The sequence below is a fragment of the Mariniflexile sp. genome (genome assembly GCF_041583155.1).
Classification (GTDB): domain Bacteria; phylum Bacteroidota; class Bacteroidia; order Flavobacteriales; family Flavobacteriaceae; genus Mariniflexile.
In genome coordinates, this window is the sequence record NZ_JBFHGK010000009.1 from 88535 (window position 1) to 105426 (window position 16892).

At 34.2% G+C, this 16892-nt stretch carries 10 protein-coding genes and 1 tRNA gene; 5 read left to right on the forward strand and 6 right to left on the reverse strand.

The genetic code is table 11. The annotated features are described in order from the left end of the window. Positions 1-19: 19 nt before the first annotated feature. From glgB to lepA, 4 genes are all read right to left on the reverse strand, one after another. Positions 20-1927, reverse strand: a complete 1908-nt coding sequence (glgB, locus tag ABYI63_RS05205) for a 1,4-alpha-glucan branching protein GlgB (RefSeq protein ID WP_372754163.1) — start codon at positions 1925-1927, stop codon at positions 20-22. 3 nt (positions 1928-1930) lie between these two features. Beyond that, the gene (locus ABYI63_RS05210) at positions 1931-3196 is read right to left on the reverse strand and encodes a glucose-1-phosphate adenylyltransferase (RefSeq protein WP_372754165.1); all 1266 of its coding nucleotides are present in this window, start codon (positions 3194-3196) and stop codon (positions 1931-1933) included. A 6-nt stretch (positions 3197-3202) separates the two neighbouring features. After that, complete coding sequence (locus ABYI63_RS05215) at positions 3203-4609, reverse strand: glycogen synthase (RefSeq protein WP_372754167.1); 1407 nt, start codon at positions 4607-4609, stop codon at positions 3203-3205. Between the two features lie 245 nt (positions 4610-4854). Next, on the reverse strand, positions 4855-6651 hold the full coding sequence (gene lepA, locus ABYI63_RS05220; RefSeq protein ID WP_372754169.1) for a translation elongation factor 4: 1797 nt from the start codon (positions 6649-6651) through the stop codon (positions 4855-4857). A 247-nt stretch (positions 6652-6898) separates the two neighbouring features. Between lepA and ABYI63_RS05225 the strand changes: the two genes are divergently transcribed. The 4 genes from ABYI63_RS05225 to dusB all read left to right on the forward strand — a co-directional run bounded on the left by ABYI63_RS05225 (position 6899) and on the right by dusB (position 14136). Further along, a complete protein-coding gene (locus tag ABYI63_RS05225; RefSeq protein WP_372754171.1) occupies positions 6899-9328 on the forward strand; it encodes a TonB-dependent receptor in 2430 nt (809 codons plus the stop codon). A 45-nt stretch (positions 9329-9373) separates the two neighbouring features. Beyond that, on the forward strand, positions 9374-11818 hold the full coding sequence (locus tag ABYI63_RS05230) for a hypothetical protein (protein WP_372754173.1): 2445 nt from the start codon (positions 9374-9376) through the stop codon (positions 11816-11818). 97 nt (positions 11819-11915) lie between these two features. Further along, positions 11916-13052, forward strand: coding sequence for a T9SS type A sorting domain-containing protein (locus tag ABYI63_RS05235; RefSeq protein WP_372754175.1), 1137 nt, complete (start codon positions 11916-11918; stop codon positions 13050-13052). 88 nt (positions 13053-13140) lie between these two features. Then, the gene (dusB, locus tag ABYI63_RS05240; RefSeq protein WP_372754177.1) at positions 13141-14136 is read left to right on the forward strand and encodes a tRNA dihydrouridine synthase DusB; all 996 of its coding nucleotides are present in this window, start codon (positions 13141-13143) and stop codon (positions 14134-14136) included. Positions 14137-14502: 366 nt separating this feature from the next. On the opposite strand, the gene ABYI63_RS05245 is transcribed toward dusB, so the two are convergent. Continuing rightward, positions 14503-15708, reverse strand: coding sequence for an ABC transporter permease (locus ABYI63_RS05245; RefSeq protein ID WP_372754179.1), 1206 nt, complete (start codon positions 15706-15708; stop codon positions 14503-14505). An 84-nt stretch (positions 15709-15792) separates the two neighbouring features. Further along, positions 15793-16197, reverse strand: coding sequence for a 30S ribosome-binding factor RbfA (gene rbfA, locus ABYI63_RS05250; protein ID WP_372754181.1), 405 nt, complete (start codon positions 16195-16197; stop codon positions 15793-15795). 557 nt (positions 16198-16754) lie between these two features. Between rbfA and ABYI63_RS05255 the strand changes: the two genes are divergently transcribed. Beyond that, positions 16755-16828 (forward strand) — tRNA-Ile (locus tag ABYI63_RS05255). Positions 16829-16892: the final 64 nt, after the last annotated feature.

A 16892-nucleotide genomic window follows, 5' to 3' on the forward strand; every position in this document is an offset into this window, starting at 1 on the left:
ATAAATCTCAATTAGTTTCCTATTTAAATTGAAAAACAGTAACTGCTAAAGGTGCTAAAGTTATTTGAGCAGAAAAGTCTTTACCATTCCATGAATCTTTTTTAATTGTTATAGCTTTTTTGTTGGAAACGTTGCTACCACCAAATTCTTTGGAGTCGCTATTAAAGATTTCTACCAGTTTTCCTTCAACTGGAAGTCCTATCTTGTATTTTTTTCTAACGGCTGGTGTTAAATTACATACTACAACAACATTGTTTTCTGGAGAATATCCTTTTCTTATGTATGATATCACACAGTTTTCATGATCATCGTAGCTTATCCATTCAAAACCTTCACCTGAGAATCCTTTTTCAAATAATGCAGGTGTTGACCTATAGAAAGTGTTTAAAGCTTTAAAATAGTGTTGAAAGTTTCTATGCGGTTCAAAATCTAATAAATTCCAGTCTAAGCTCTCTTGAAAATTCCATTCGTTATATTGTCCAAATTCGGCTCCCATAAATGCTAGTTTTGTGCCAGGGTGGGTAAACATATAACCAAATAATAGACGAAGATTTGCAAAACGCTGCCACTCATCACCAGGCATTCTTCCTAAAATGGAGTTTTTGCCGTAAACAACTTCATCATGTGATAATGGTAGCATGAAATTTTCAGAAAATGCATACGCCAAACTAAAGGTAATATCGTTTTGATGATATTTCCTATAAATAGGGTCTTTAGAAAAATAATCGAGTGTATCGTGCATCCAGCCCATCATCCATTTCATTCCAAAACCTAAACCTCCTAAAAATACAGGTTTTGAAACTCCTGGGAATGCGGTTGATTCTTCCGCAATGGTTTGAGTGTCTGGAAACGAAGCATACACTTCTTTGTTTAATTCTTTTAGAAACTCAATGGCTGCTAGGTTTTCTCTTCCACCATAGATGTTTGGTTCCCATTCACCGTCTTCTCTGGAATAATCTAAAAACAACATGGAAGCAACGGCATCAACACGTAATGCATCGGCATGGTATTGTTCCATCCAAAAAAGCGCATTACTTATTAAAAACGATTTAACTTCGTTACGTTCGTAATTAAAAATTAAACTTTTCCAGTCTTGATGGTAGCCTTTGCGTTTATCGGGATGCTCGTACAGGCACGATCCGTCAAAAAAGCCTAAACCATGTGCGTCTTCTGGGAAATGTGAAGGTACCCAGTCTAAAATTATACCTATATCATTTTGATGTAATTTATCAACTAAATACTTAAATTCTTCAGGGTACCCAAAACGAGAAGTTGGAGCAAAATAACCTGTTAGCTGATACCCCCAAGATGGGTCGTAAGGGTATTCCATAATAGGCATGAGTTCTACATGTGTAAAATTCATTTCTTTTACATAGTTAACCAAATCGTCTGCCAACTCAAAATAAGACATAAAACGGTCTTCTTCAATTTGACGTTTCCAAGAGCCTAAATGTACTTCGTAAACAGAATATGGGGCATCCAAAGCATTGTGTTTTTTACGCTTTTTCATCCAATCGGCATCTTTCCATCTATAAGAGTCATCCCAAATTATGGAAGCTGTTTTTGGAGGATGTTCACAACGACGTGCATATGGGTCTGCTTTTTCTGTTTTTATTCCTTGATTATGACTTTCAATTTTATATTTGTATAAATTGCCTTTACCTACTAACGGTATGAACCCTTCCCAAATTCCACTACTATCCCAGCGTACATTTAGTTGGTGTTCGCCTTCGGTCCAAAAATTAAAATCGCCAATTACGGAAACCTGTTTTGCGCTAGGAGCCCATACCGCGAAATATGTACCTTCTATACCATCAACAGTTACCAAATGTGATCCAAATTTTTCATAAAGCCTATAGTGTTTACCTGCTTTAAAAAGGTTAATATCGAAGTCTGTAAAAAGACTATAAACTTTTACTTGTGCCATATTTTATATTACAAATCCGTTAGGGATGATTGCTCCTTTTTTAATTACTACAATACCATCTTTAATAGCATAAGTTTCTGTTTCTGTGTCTTCTAAGTGGGGTCCGCCGTTAATTTTAACATCATCCCCAATTCTACAATTCTTATCTAATATGGCATTTGAAACAACACAACGTTCACCAATGCCCATTAAAATATCTATTTTCTTTTCATCAATTTCAAGAAGGGTTTCATAATAATCGCTACCCATCATATAGGTTCTTGTAACTATAGAGCCTTTGCCAATTCTTGAACGCACACCGATAACGGATTGTTCAATTTTTGAAGCTGCAATTAAACAACCTTCTGCAATAACTGTTTTTTCTAAAGTTGTTCCAGCTAGTTTCGTGGTAGGAAGCATCCTAGCACGGGTGTAGATGCGTTTCGTTTTATCGTATAAATCGAATTTAGGGATATCATCTGTTAAGCCAATATTTGCTTCAAAAAATGAATCGATATTACCGATATCGGTCCAGTAGCCTTCGTATTGGAAACTTAATGTTTTATGTTTATTAATTGATTGAGGAATAATTTCTTTTCCAAAATCGATGGTTGACGGGTTATTCATTAATTCTACCAATAGGTCTCTATTAAAGATATAAATACCCATAGAAGCTAAATAGTTACGTTCTTCTTTTTTCATTTCCGGACTTACCTCTGAGGTCCATTCAGGTAAGAGGCTAGAATCTGGTTTTTCTATAAACGAAGTTACTATGTTTTCATCATTAGCTTTTAAAATACCAAAAGATGTGGCGTCTTTTGCGTTTACAGGAATCGTTGCAATAGAAATTTTAGCTCCGGCAGCTTCGTGAGCTTCAATCATTTTATCATAATCCATTTGATAAAGCTGATCACCCGATAGTATTAAAGCATACTCAAACTCGTGTCTTAAAAAGTGATGCATACTTTGGCGTACGGCATCGGCAGTTCCTTGAAACCAACCTTTATTGCCAGGTGTTTGTTCAGCCGCAAGCACATCTACAAAGGCACTACTAAAAAAACTAAAATGATAAGTATCTTTAATGTGGCGATTTAAAGACGCTGAATTAAACTGAGTTAATACAAACATACGTTTAATATCTGCATTAATACAATTGGAAATAGGAATGTCCACTAACCTATATTTTCCGGCTATTGGTACAGCTGGTTTAGAACGCTCTTCTGTTAATGGATGTAGTCTAGAACCTTGACCACCACCTAAAATGATGGATAATACCTTATTGTTAATCATAATTAGTTAGTTTATTGAGTTATATAAATTTAAGTATTCCTGTGCCGAAACATGCCATGAGTGGTCTATGCCCATGATATAACTTCGTGTTTTTTTGTATTCTGATGGTTTATTATAAAGAGCAACACCTCGGTTAATGGCGTTGGTAATTTCCAAAACAGTAACGTTATTATGACAAATACCAAATCCGTTTTCTTTTGAAATATCTATAACAGTATCTTTTAAGCCACCAATACTTCTTACTATTGGAATGGTACCATATCTTAAGGCGTACATCTGGTTTAAACCACAAGGTTCAACACGTGATGGCATTAATAAAAAATCGGCACCAGCATAAATAATATGCGATAATTTTTCGTCGTAACCTATAAAGGCATTATACGTACCAATATAGTCATTTTTTAGTTTTTTCAGTTGATCCTCAACAAAAGGATTTCCAGAACCAAGTAATAAAATGTTAAGGTTATTATTTTCAAGGGCTTGTTTAAATACTTCAGGAAATAAATCGGAACCTTTTTCATCAACCAACCTGCCAATAAAGGCAAAAAGAGGTTTGTCAAAATCTAAGTCGAATGTTTCACATAAATATTTTTTATTGGCTTCGGCCCCTTGCTTTACGGTTTTTACATTATAATTTTTAACTATATAATGGTCGGTTTCCGGATTCCACACTTCGGTATCAATTCCGTTTAAAATACCTATACATTTATCACTTTCAGCACTCAATAAACTTTCAAGTCCGTTGGCAGCAAGTTTTAATTCTTCCATATAACTAGGAGATACCGTTGTAACGCGCCAGGCACATTTAATAGCTGCTGCTAAAGGATTTATGGTGCCACCCCAATCTAATAACCCAACATGGTTAAAATTAAAAGGTGGTATTAGGCCAACTTTAATATGAGAAAACCATCCTTGGTATTGGGCATTATGTATGGTTATGATATTCGGAATTTTTCTAAAAGCATCATACCTATAGCTTTCCTGAAGCATAAACGGAATTAAACCTGTGTGGTGGTCATGGCAATGTATTATATCTGGTTGATATTCCCAAGATGTCATCCAATCCAAAACTGCTATCTGAAAAGCAATGAAACGTTCGGTGTCATCGTGTGAGTATACATAATTTTTGAATAAAAACTCTGGGATATCTACAAAATAGATATCAAAATCTAAGGATTTTTGCTTTAAAGTTAATACTTCAAAGGCTACGAGTGTGCCACCAAAAAGAATTTCATCGGAGTGTACAGAATAAAATTCATGTTCTTGAGTAAACTTGTTATCATAAAACGGCATGATAACAAGTGAAGACACGTTTTCACTATTTTGATACTTCGGTAAAGCCCCTACAACGTCGGCGAGTCCTCCAACTTTAGCAACAGGGTAGCATTCTGCACTTATATGGGTAATTGTCATTGAATAATTTTTGCTTTGTTTATAAACTTACAAAAATATTATGCAACAATTTTAACTAAAATTATTTTTGAAGAAATTATTAAGGAATGCTTATTACGCGAGATAATCAATAATAAAATTTAAAAAAAAGCTTAAAATCATAATAATATTGCAATAAAATTCTTCCATTAATTACCATTATAAGCTTTTTTTTAAATTTCGTAGAGTTTTATTTTTAATAAAACCTTTAAGATGGCAGAAATTTGTTAATCATTCAATTTTAAAACCGCCATAAATGCTTGTTGAGGTATTTCAACGTTACCTACTTGTCGCATTCGTTTTTTACCTTTTTTCTGTTTTTCTAAAAGTTTACGTTTACGAGAAATATCACCACCATAACATTTGGCTGTAACATCTTTTCGAAGCGCTTTTATTGTTTCTCGAGAAATAATTTTTGCACCAATAGCTGCTTGAATAGGAATATCAAATTGCTGACGCGGGATTAATTCTTTCAATTTCTCGCACATTTTTTTACCAATGTTTTGGGCATTGTCGGCATGAATTAAAGCCGAAAGGGCATCAACTGGTTGTGCGTTTAATAAAATATCTAATCGAACTAATTTGGACGTTTTCATACCTATTGGATGATAATCAAACGATGCATAACCTTTGGAAACCGTTTTCAAACGATCATAAAAATCGAAAACTATTTCTGCTAATGGCATTTCAAAGGTTAATTCAACACGTTCTGGTGTTAAATAGGTTTGATTAGTAACAATGCCTCGTTTTTCAATACATAAAGACATGACGTTACCAATAAAATCTGATTTCGTGATAATGGTTGCTTTTATATATGGTTCTTCAACACGGTTTACGGTTGAAGGGTCTGGCAGGTCTGAAGGGTTGTTTACAATAAAAGCCTCGTCCGGGTTTTTGTTTGTAAATGCGTGATACGATACGTTGGGAACCGTTGTGATAACCGTCATGTCAAACTCGCGCTCTAAACGTTCTTGGATAATTTCCATGTGAAGCATACCTAAGAATCCACAACGGAATCCAAAACCTAATGCGGCAGAACTTTCTGGAACAAACACTAAAGAGGCATCGTTTAATTGCAGCTTTTCCATCGAACTACGAAGTTCTTCATAATCTTCAGTATCAACAGGGTAAATACCTGCAAAAACCATTGGTTTAACATCTTCAAAACCTTCAACGATATTTGTCGTTGGGTTGGCAAAATCGGTAATAGTATCACCTACCTTTACTTCTTTAGCGGTTTTAATACCTGTAATTAAATAACCAACATCACCTGTTTTTACAGATTGTTTAGCTACTTGTGTTAATTTTAGGGTACCCACTTCATCCGCATAATATTCTTTATCTGTAGCTACAAATTTGATTTTTTGACCCTTTTTAATCTCGCCATTAAAAACCCTAAAATAGGTTTCAATACCTCTAAAAGTATTGTAAACTGAATCAAAAATTAATGCTTGTAGTGGTGCATTTGGATCTCCTTTTGGAGCAGGAATACGTTCTATTACTGCAGCCAATATATTATCCACACCAAAACCTGTTTTCCCGCTGGCGTGAATAACATCTTCTGGATTGCAGCCTAATAAATCAACAATGTCATCGGTAACCTCTTCCGGATTTGCACTTGGTAAATCTACTTTATTTAAAACTGGAATAATTTCCAGGTCGTTTTCTAGAGCTAAATATAAATTAGAAATGGTTTGTGCCTGTATACTTTGGGCAGCATCTACAATAAGTAAAGCGCCTTCACATGCAGCGATGGAACGAGATACTTCATATGAGAAATCTACGTGACCCGGCGTGTCAATAAGGTTTAAAATATATTGTTCACCTTTATATGTATAATCCATTTGTATTGCGTGCGACTTAATGGTAATACCACGTTCGCGCTCTAAATCCATGTTATCTAATAACTGGTTTTGCTTTTCACGCTCAGTCACCGACCCAGTGAAATCTAACAAACGGTCTGCAAGCGTACTCTTACCGTGATCAATATGTGCAATAATGCAAAAGTTTCTAATATTCTTCATAAAGGAATTTATATCCTAATTTAATTTGCAAATATAGCTGTTTTATATGACGCTGAAAGATAAATTGCATTATCTGATGAAAGTATCGCTTATAAAAGTATTTTTTTAGTCTAAATTACCAATTTAATAAAAGTGAACTTGTAATATTATTATGATATTTTATATAAGAAATTAAACTTTTAGTTAGATTTAAAGTCTAAAAACCTAGTTAGTATGCATCCAACTAATTTTTACACCGCCTGATTTTATGATTAATTTTTTAAATGATAGAATGCGCCACCTGCTTAGTAGTTTTTTTATAGTGATTATGGCAACTGCCTGGTTAAATGCTCAAAATGGTATCTCAGTTCCCGACATTGAAAAAATTTATATTCATACCGATAGAACAACTTATACCTTAGGAGAAAGCTTATGGTATAAAGCTTATTCTGTATATGCCTACAATAACCTTCTCTATAATAAAAGTAATATTTTATATGTGGAATTGATTTCGCCCGATTCTAAAATAGTTAAGCAAAATAAAACAAGGTTAGAAGCGGGGATGGGGCATGGCGATTTTCATTTATCCGATTCTATTGGTATTAAAGCGGGTACCTATCAGTTAAGAGCTTACACAAATTACAGTCGAAATTTTGGAACCGACTTTATTTTCAAAAAAGAGATTAAAATTATTGATGTTTTTGATAAGCTAGATACGAATAACAATATTTCAAATAAGCAGGAATCTATAGGTAGTAATGGGGTTGAAAATTCGGAATATACCTATAAAGTGCAATTTTTTCCAGAAGGAGGTTCACTTGTAAATGACGTTGAGAGTATTGTTGCCTTTAAAGCGGAATATACCAATGGCATGCCAATAGAAGTAAAAGGGAAAATTTACGACTCTGATGGTAACTTAATAACCTTATTCATAACAAGTCATGATGGTATGGGTAAGTTTCCTTTTAAGCCAGTAAAGGGCAAAAATTATCATGCAAAAATCACTGATGCTAACAATGTTATAAAAGAAGAGCAGCTTCCAAAAGCATTAGAAACCGGTTATTTATTAGGTTATAAAAAAGTTAATGGGAATGATTTTATAACCGTAAAAACAAATCAGGAAACGTTATCTAGTAACCTTAACGCTCCACTAACATTAATTTGTGCTACAAGAGGCGTTTCATATCTTGAAGGAACTCAGGCCTTGGTAAAAACGACTTTATCGTTTCAGTTGGCAAAAAATGATTTTCCAGAAGGAATCAGCCAAATTACCTTATATGATGCAAATTCCCGACCGCAAAGTGAACGTTTGATTTTTATTGAGAAAGAAAATGACTTAGACATCATTCTTGAAACCGACAAAAAAACCTACCAACCAAAAGAAAAGGTAACTTTAAAAGTGTTGTCTAAAACAGAAACTGGAAATCCTGTTCCAGCTAGTTATTCACTAAGTTGTACCGATACAAATGGCGATTTAACCCATAAAAATTATGGCACAAACATCGCATCTTATTTTTTAATGGAATCGGATATTAAGGGAGCGGTAAATAACCCAAGTTATTATTTTGATATTAATAACCCCAAACGATTTGAACACCTGGACTTATTGCTATTAACCCAAGGGTGGCGCGATTTTTTATGGAAAACAATACCAACACCAAAAAGCAATATACACTACAGTCATGAAAATGATTTTCTTATAGCAGGCCATGTTAAACAGGTTTCAGGCACGAAACCAATGGCAAATAATAGTGTTACTTTAGCTTTAATTAATAAAAATGGTTTGAATTTACAGGAAACTGTAACAGACTCCTTAGGTAGATTTAAGTTTGAAAAGTTGGCGTTTTACGGGCCAACCACCATGGTTTTGAATTCTAAAAATGAAAAGGGTAAAGGTAAAGGAGAGGTTTTGGTGTATCCTATTCAAAAAGCACCGATGGAAGTAGATTTTGAAAAAAAAGATGAGTTTTTTCCTTTAGAAACAACCACCATTAAAGATAATATTTATAAAAAGTATATCATGTATGGGGTTGCGCCAGAGAACGTGCTCGATGAAGTTGAAATTATAGCTAAAAAGAAAACAGTGCCCAATATCTATGGCACACCAGATTTTAGCTATGTTATGGGAGATGATACGCCTAGTTTTAGTGATATTTACCAACTTATTCGGTTTAAAGTACCAGGTGTTATGGTCGATCCGGATAGTATAAGGTTTATGAGGTACAACGGTCCTGCACATATAATTTTAGACGGCGTTCCAATTTACGATATCTCTATATTAAGCTCCATATTACCGGATAATGTGGATAAAATAGATGTTTTAAAAGGTGCCAGCGCCGCAATATTTGGCTCGGATGCGGCCAATGGTGTATTAGCTATTTATACCAAAGATCCAACAGCAAATTCACCCTCGCAAACCAAATATTATAATATTAACCAAAAAATAGAAGGTTTCTATAATGCTCGCGTATTTTACACTACCAACTTAGAGGAACCTGATTTTGAATATGATGCTAAAATTGCCGTTCGTAATACGCTCTTTTGGGATCCTTATATGTTCCCTAATGCATCAACTGGTGTCTCGGAGAAAACATATTATAATAGCGATGTTACTACTACTGTGAAAGTAAGTTTAGAAGGTATTACACAAACGGGCATTCCTGTAGTGTTACAAACTAATTATGTTATTGAAAAATAGCTAGTAAATAAACGCTTACAACTAAATTAAAAACCACCAATTTAAATGATTAATTATTTTAAAAAAACCTTTAAAAACCAACTTCGTAGCATTTTAATAAGTGTTATGGTAATAAACATGTTGCAAGCACAAGAAAAAAAAGCAATTCCAACTATAGAAAAAATATATGTGCATACTGATAGAACGACTTATACCTTAGGCGAATCTTTATGGTATAAAGCCTATACAGTTTTTGCATATAACAATATTTTATTCAATGAAAGTAAAGTGCTATATGTTGAATTGATTTCATCCGACTCTAAGATAATTGTACAAAATAAAACGCAATTAGAGGACGGGTTGGGTCATGGTGATTTCAAATTAACAGATTCTTTAGGTGTTAAAGCAGGTGCATACCAATTGAGAGCTTATACTAATTACAGTCGGAATTTTAACAGCGATTTTGTGTTCAAAAAGAATATAACCATCATTGATGCTTTTAACATAAAAGCGAAAGAATCTGCCGGTAAAATAGCAGCTAAGGGAACTACAACAAAATCCATTAAAGCAGGAAAAAGTAATTTTAACGTTCAGTTTTTTCCAGAAGGAGGGTCACTTTTAAATGATATTGAAAGTGTTGTGGCTTTTAAGGCAGTTGATGCTAATGGGATGCCCATTAGGATACAGGGTCAGGTTCTAGATTCTAAAGGTGAGATAGTAAGTTTTTTTGGAAGCCTTCACGACGGTATGGGAAAATTTCAATTAAAACCAATTAAAGGTGAAGCTTATCTTGCTAAAGTTTCAGTGTCTGATGGTACTGAAATAGAGGTACCTCTTCCTAAAGTTATTGAAAATGGCTATTTGCTAAGTCTGAAAAAAATAAATAATATAGATGTTGTAACCATAAAAACGAACGAGGAAACCTTACTACAACAACCAGATGCTTCAGTTACTTTAATTTGTACCACAAGAGGCGTTAGGTATTTTGAAGGCACACAATTGCTAAAGGAAACAACCTTATCTTTTGAATTACCTAAAACTGAATTCCCAGAGGGTATCAGCCAATTAACATTATATGATGGGAATCTAAAACCGCAAAGCGAACGTTTGGTATACATTGAAAACGAAAAAAATCTTGAAGTAACCTTAACAACCGATAAAAAGCAGTACCAGCCATTAGAAAAAGTAACTGTTAGCGTATCTTCTAAAACCAAAACAGGTGAAGCGGCAGCAGCTAGTTTTTCTTTAAGTTGTACCGATTTAAATGGTGTAAAAAACGATAAAGTTTATGGTTCAACAATTAGTTCGTATTTTTTAATGGAATCTGATATTAGAGGAGAAGTTTATAACCCAAGCTATTATTTTGATGCAAAAAACCCAAAACGCTTAGAGTATCTCGATTTATTGCTTTTAACCCAAGGTTGGCGCGATTTCTTATGGAAAAAGCTTCCAAAAGTAAATGATAATTCTAAACATGACGTAGAAAAAGGATTTACAGTTTCGGGAAAGGTAAGCGCCCTTTTTGGCGATAATTCAAAACCAGAAAATACGGTTTCATTAACATTATTCACTAAAAACGGCTTACAAGCTTTTAATACGATTACCGATTCTGAAGGAAAATTTAAGTTTGATAATTTGCTTTTTGTAGGTAAGGCAACCATGCATTTAAATTCAAAAAATGAAAGAGGGAAAAGTAATGGCATGATTGTGTTAGACACTTTGAAAGATATTTCAATACCGGTTGATTTCAAAAAAATAATTACGATAGATACAACACAAATTAGTGTTATAAAAGACCAGGTTTACAAAAAGTATGTACTTAATGGTATAGCAGCAGAAAACATATTGGACGAAGTGGAAGTTATTGCAAAAAAGAAAAACTATTTTAGTGAATACGGGTTGGTAGATTTAACCTATGAAGCTGGCGATGAGGACGAATTGCCATATAATGATATTTACCAAATGATAGTAGCTACTATTCCAGGTGTGGATAATAGAATGGATTCCGATGGCAACCAAAGACTCGCTTTCCCTAGGTTTAGTGGCTATGCCCTTATTATGATAGACGGTATTCCGCGAGACGACCCAAATGATTTAAGTTTTATTAGACCAATTGATGTGGCTAAAATAAATGCTTACAAAACATCAACAACCATGTTTGGAACGGAAGGTGCCAATGGTGTTATTGCTATTTATTTAAAAGAACCAGGTACTTACGACACGTCAAAAAAAGTATTTCATTCTTTAAAACAGGAAATAGAAGGTTTTTATGATGCTCGTGAGTTTTATTCCTACAATCCTGAAAAGCCCTTTTTGGAGTTTGATAATAAAGAAACCGTTCGAAACACCTTGTTTTGGAATCCTTATATGCATCCAGACAAAACAGGCGAGGTACAATCAAGTTTTTTCAATAACAAGGTAGAAACTAATATAAAAGTAAGTTTAGAGGGTATAACGGCTACAGGTATTCCTGTAGTAGTGCACACTACTTACAGTGTTCAAAATAATTAATTCTGCAGACACATAAAATAACACCGAATCTAATTATCGGTTGATTTTGATTAAATCTTAATTTTATATTTTTGGTTTTCTCAATAAATTGCTAATTATGAAAAACTTAATATTTATTTCTGTTTTTGCTTTAAGCATATTGGAGGTTTGTGGACAAATAAAAAATGTTGCTGAAAAATTTGCCTTACCTAATACGCTAAGTGAATCTTCAGGAGCTATATTTTTTAATGGTAAATTAATTACGCACAACGATTCTGGTGGTGAAAACAAACTTTATGAGGTGGATACCTTATCTGGAATAGTTACAAGAGAAGTGCTTATTACAAATGCCACAAATATAGATTGGGAAGATTTAACTCAAGATGAAACAAGTATTTATATTGGCGATATAGGTAATAATGCTAGCGGAAACCGAACCGATTTAAAAATCTATAAAATAAATAAAAATGATTATTTGGGAAGTACTTCGGTTTCTGCAGAAACTATCGCATTTAGTTATACCAATCAAACAGATTTTACAGCGGTTAGTGCAAATACGACCGAATGGGATGCAGAAGCCTTGGTGTCGTTTGATGCAAGTAGTTTAATGGTTTTTAGTAAAAATTGGGAAGACGGAACAACCCTTGGGTATTTAGTGCCTAAAACACCAGGAACCTACCCATTAAGCCCAATGTCAAAGACTTTAAACAGTGGAGGTTTAATAACGGGAGGTACTTATAACTCGTTAACCGGAAAACTTTTTTTAGTAGGTTATACCAAAACTTTGCAGGCTTTTATTTGGGAGTGTAGTAACTTTTTAGGGAGCAATGTGTTTTCAGGAACAAATACTCAAACCATGCTGTCTTCATTAAGTTTTGAGCAGGCAGAAGCCATAACCTTTGTGAATGAGAATAGGTATTTTGTTACTTCCGAATCATTTTCGCAGTCGTTTAATGGTTTTGTGTTTTCAGATTACGCAAAATTAATTTCCTTTTCAACTAATGATACCACCTTGTCTTGGAATGAAAAAGAGATAGCTAAAGACAGTTTATTATACCCAAATCCAGTTACAAATCGTTTAACTATTCAAAACAAATCGGTTAGTTTGGTGGAGGTTTATGATGCCAAACTAACCCAAATTTATGTTGGTGCTAAAAAAATTATAGATATGAGTAATTTTCCTAAAGGCATTTATTTCCTTAAAATAACTTCAAATAATGGCGAGGTAACACTAAAAAAGATTGTCAAAAAATAGTCTGCGTTTGTTTAAACATTTGTATCATACATTAGTGTAGTTGTAAGGTTTAACCAAAAAACACTAATTTTGCATCAAAATATTCAACGTGGTAAAAATAGACAACATAGAACTTCCAGATTTTCCATTGCTGCTAGCACCAATGGAAGATGTTAGCGATCCGCCATTCCGTGCCTTATGTAAAGAGCAGGGTGCCGATGTGGTGTATACCGAGTTTGTTTCTAGTGAAGGATTAATTCGTAACGCCGCTAAAAGTGTAATGAAGTTGGATATTTATGAAAAAGAACGTCCTGTAGGCATTCAAATATTTGGAGCTAATTTGGAAAGCATGCTGCAAACCATTGATATTGTGGCAGAATCAAAACCAGATATCATCGATATCAATTTTGGTTGCCCCGTAAAAAAGGTAGTAAGTAAAGGTGCTGGTGCCGGCATTTTAAAGGATGTTTGTTTAATGGAGCAACTTACGGCTGAAATGGTAAAACGCACCAACATTCCTATAACTGTAAAAACCCGTTTAGGTTGGGACCACGATTCTATAAGAATTTTGGAAGTTGCAGAACGTCTGCAAGATGTTGGCTGTAAAGCCATTGCTATTCATGGGCGTACGCGAGCGCAAATGTATAAAGGTAATGCCGATTGGAAACCCATTGCCGAAGTAAAAAACAATCCGCGTATGCACATTCCTGTATTTGGAAATGGCGATGTAGATACACCCGAAAAAGCCATGGAAATGCGCGATAGTTATGGGCTTGATGGCTGTATGATTGGGCGTGCCAGTATTGGTAACCCTTGGTTTTTTAAACAGGTAAAACACTTTTTTGCAACCGGCGAACATTTAGCACCCATTACCATTGAAGAACGTGTGGAAGCAGCGCGTCGCCACCTGCAAATGGCTATCGATTGGAAAGGTGAAACTTTGGGGGTTTTTGAAACCCGTCGTCATTATACCAATTACTTTAAAAATATTCCGCATTTTAAAGAATTAAGAACAAAAATGGTTACAAGCGATAAACCGGACGATGTTTTTGCGGCTTTTGATGAGGTTTTGGAACAGTTTGCAGATTTCCAGTTTACAGAGTAAACTCCTCTATTTTAATTACTGGAATTTAGAATTTCTTAGACGTTTTATGGCAAATGGTAGGCCACCGCGCTATACGTTATAGTTTTGGCTCGATGAGCGCCTCGCCAAAAGCTGCCACTACTATCGCTTTTGCAGCGTTCTGTTATGGTTGTTTTTAAGGGGCAATGTTATTTCAATTTTTAGAAAATCAAAATTTTGGTTTAATACAATAACTGAGCAGATTTACCCCGCAAGAAAGATTGAGGCATTGTTGGAGCTCCTCAAAGAGAGCGACTTTCGAAATATTTATATTCACAAATACATTATTCACAAATAAAAATTAATGAGTAAAGCCTGTTTGCCATTTTTTATGGCAACTCACCCAATTTAATGGGCCTCTACTAAGGCTTTATTTATGCGAACCGATGCTATTTTTGAGGCTATAATTCCTAAAACAGAAATAGTTAAAAACACAAGAAGCAGGTTTTCAATTTTAATAGTTACCGGGTATGGCAGCGAAGGTGTTATCATTACCAATGAAAATGTTTTTTGAAGTAAAATAATGATTAGGCTTATAATTAAACCTATAAATCCACCAACAATACTCATTAAGCTACCTTGGTAAAAGAATATCCTACGTATTTCTTTAACGGTAACACCAATATTAAAAAGTGTATTGAGGCTACGTTTTTTGTCCAACATCATCATAATAAGCGAACCAATAACATTAAAAAATGCAATAATTAGAATAAGTGTAAAAATGAGGTATACCACCAAATTTTCAGTATTTAACATTTTGTAAAGCGCATCGTTAAGCTGAGCTCTATTTTTTATAATGACTTTATCTCCTAAAATTGCTTGGATGCGTTGTTTTGCTAGGGTTTCATCAACGCCCTCTTTCAGTTTAAATTCTAAGGCTGTTATTTGGTTGGTTTGGTAATTTAAAAGATTTTGAGCCAAATCTATGGGCGCAAAGACATAGGTGTCGTTTAGTTTTTCATTCACAAAAAATACTCCAACGCTAATGGCATTAATGCTATTAAAGGCATTGTTTATGGATGTAATTTGTCCGTTACCAGGTTTTGGAACATAAATATTTATGGGGTTGGTATAGTCTAAAACACCAAGAGATAGGTTGTTTGAAATACCCCAGCCAACAACAATTTGTCTTGATTTTTGTTCTAGCCAACCACCTCTTTCAATAACAGAATCGAAATCCACTACTTGTTGATAGTGTTCATCAACCCCTTTGATTATGGCAAAAGTGTGTTTATCTTGTGAAGCAATGAAAATACGTTCTTCTACAATTTTGGAGTAGCTAGCAATATCTTCTAACCTATTTAGTTCAGAAATGTGGTTTTCCGTTAAAATAAACGATTTGCCCTGGCTGGTTTCGGCTTTTAAGTCGGGATCCACTACACTTGAGAATTGAAGTGTAAATTCCTTCAAACCAGCAAAGCCAGAGAGTACAATAAAAAGTGATGCCGAACCAAGAATGACACCTACAATAGCAATAATGGTAATAAAATTAATAGCATTATTGCTGCTTTTTGATCGTAAATATCGTTTGGCTATGTATAGGGAAACATTCATAAACTGTACTGTTATGAAATTAAAAGTTTAAATGAATGTTAGTTCCAACCATATAAAAATAAGGTTATTGGGTTAAAAAAATAATTACGATTTTTTTCTTTTGTCGAGAATGCTCGGGTCTTTAATTGGATTTTCTTCACCTTTTAAAGACTTATCAATTTGGTCGATATACTCTAAAGAATCATCAATAAAGAATTCTAGGTTAGGCATTCTACGAAGTTGATGTTTTGTGCGTTGCGCTAATTCATGTCTAATTAATGGTGTGTTGGATTTAATGCCAGCAAGTAACTCTTTACCCTTATCATTAGGAAAAATACTTAAATATACTTTGGCAACACCCAAATCGACTGTTACCTTAACTTTTGAAACTGAAATGATGATGCCATGCATACCGCCTTGTGTTGCAGCACCTTGAAGCACTTCAACTAAATCGCGCTGTAAAACTGAACCTATTTTTTTTTGTCTTTGACTTTCCTCTACGTTACTCATTATTATACCTTTTAAAGGTTTAGGATGCAAAAATAGCGGTTATTTAAAGATAATCTTGCTTTTAGTTTTACAAATTTTGTAACTTAAGGTAATTGACGACACCCTTGGTGAAGGAAATGAAGAGCGTATTCTGTATTATTAATGAAATGGAGTAGATAGGAATTGCGGTAGAAAACCTCTAATAAACTAAATTTCCCTAAAATTTTTCTAGTTACCAAGTTTTTATAATTGAAGTGGATAAGGGGAAGTTGAGAGTTTTTTGTATTAATAAAATGGAAGAAAGTACACATTACACGGTTCTAGTACTGAAAATTTAGTAGTATTCTTAAAAAAGTATAACCTAGGAAGGGTTTGTTGTTTTAATTAAACACCTCAAAAAGATGTTGATAATTAGCTAGTTATTTTCTTAAAACCAATAAGAACCTTTGGTAGGTTAATAGAACTTTGCTAAGAAATAATTTTAAAAGAATAATTTTCTTGTAGAGTTTTAAAATTAGTATTAAATTCGCAGCCAATTTCGGAATGAAGCTGTATTTAATGCAGTAACATATACGATCGGTCCTATAGCTCAGTTGGTTAGAGCACCTGACTCATAATCAGGTGGTCCCTGGTTCGAGCCCAGGTGGGACCACGTCAACAAAGACAAGCCTTTCAAGAGATTGAAAGGTTTTCTTTTTTTACACCAGTACAACATC

What these genes read in the sequence shown, in the direction of transcription:
- glgB (WP_372754163.1), bottom strand. Translation starts at nt 1,927, where the DNA reads ATGGCACAAGTAAAAGTTTATAGTCTTTTTACAGACTTCGATATTAAC.
- ABYI63_RS05210 (WP_372754165.1), bottom strand. Translation starts at nt 3,196, where the DNA reads ATGATTAACAATAAGGTATTATCCATCATTTTAGGTGGTGGTCAAGGT.
- ABYI63_RS05215 (WP_372754167.1), bottom strand. Translation starts at nt 4,609, where the DNA reads ATGACAATTACCCATATAAGTGCAGAATGCTACCCTGTTGCTAAAGTT.
- lepA (WP_372754169.1), bottom strand. Translation starts at nt 6,651, where the DNA reads ATGAAGAATATTAGAAACTTTTGCATTATTGCACATATTGATCACGGT.
- ABYI63_RS05225 (WP_372754171.1), top strand. Translation starts at nt 6,899, where the DNA reads ATGATTAATTTTTTAAATGATAGAATGCGCCACCTGCTTAGTAGTTTT.
- ABYI63_RS05230 (WP_372754173.1), top strand. Translation starts at nt 9,374, where the DNA reads ATGATTAATTATTTTAAAAAAACCTTTAAAAACCAACTTCGTAGCATT.
- ABYI63_RS05235 (WP_372754175.1), top strand. Translation starts at nt 11,916, where the DNA reads ATGAAAAACTTAATATTTATTTCTGTTTTTGCTTTAAGCATATTGGAG.
- ABYI63_RS05245 (WP_372754179.1), bottom strand. Translation starts at nt 15,708, where the DNA reads ATGAATGTTTCCCTATACATAGCCAAACGATATTTACGATCAAAAAGC.
- rbfA (WP_372754181.1), bottom strand. Translation starts at nt 16,197, where the DNA reads ATGAGTAACGTAGAGGAAAGTCAAAGACAAAAAAAAATAGGTTCAGTT.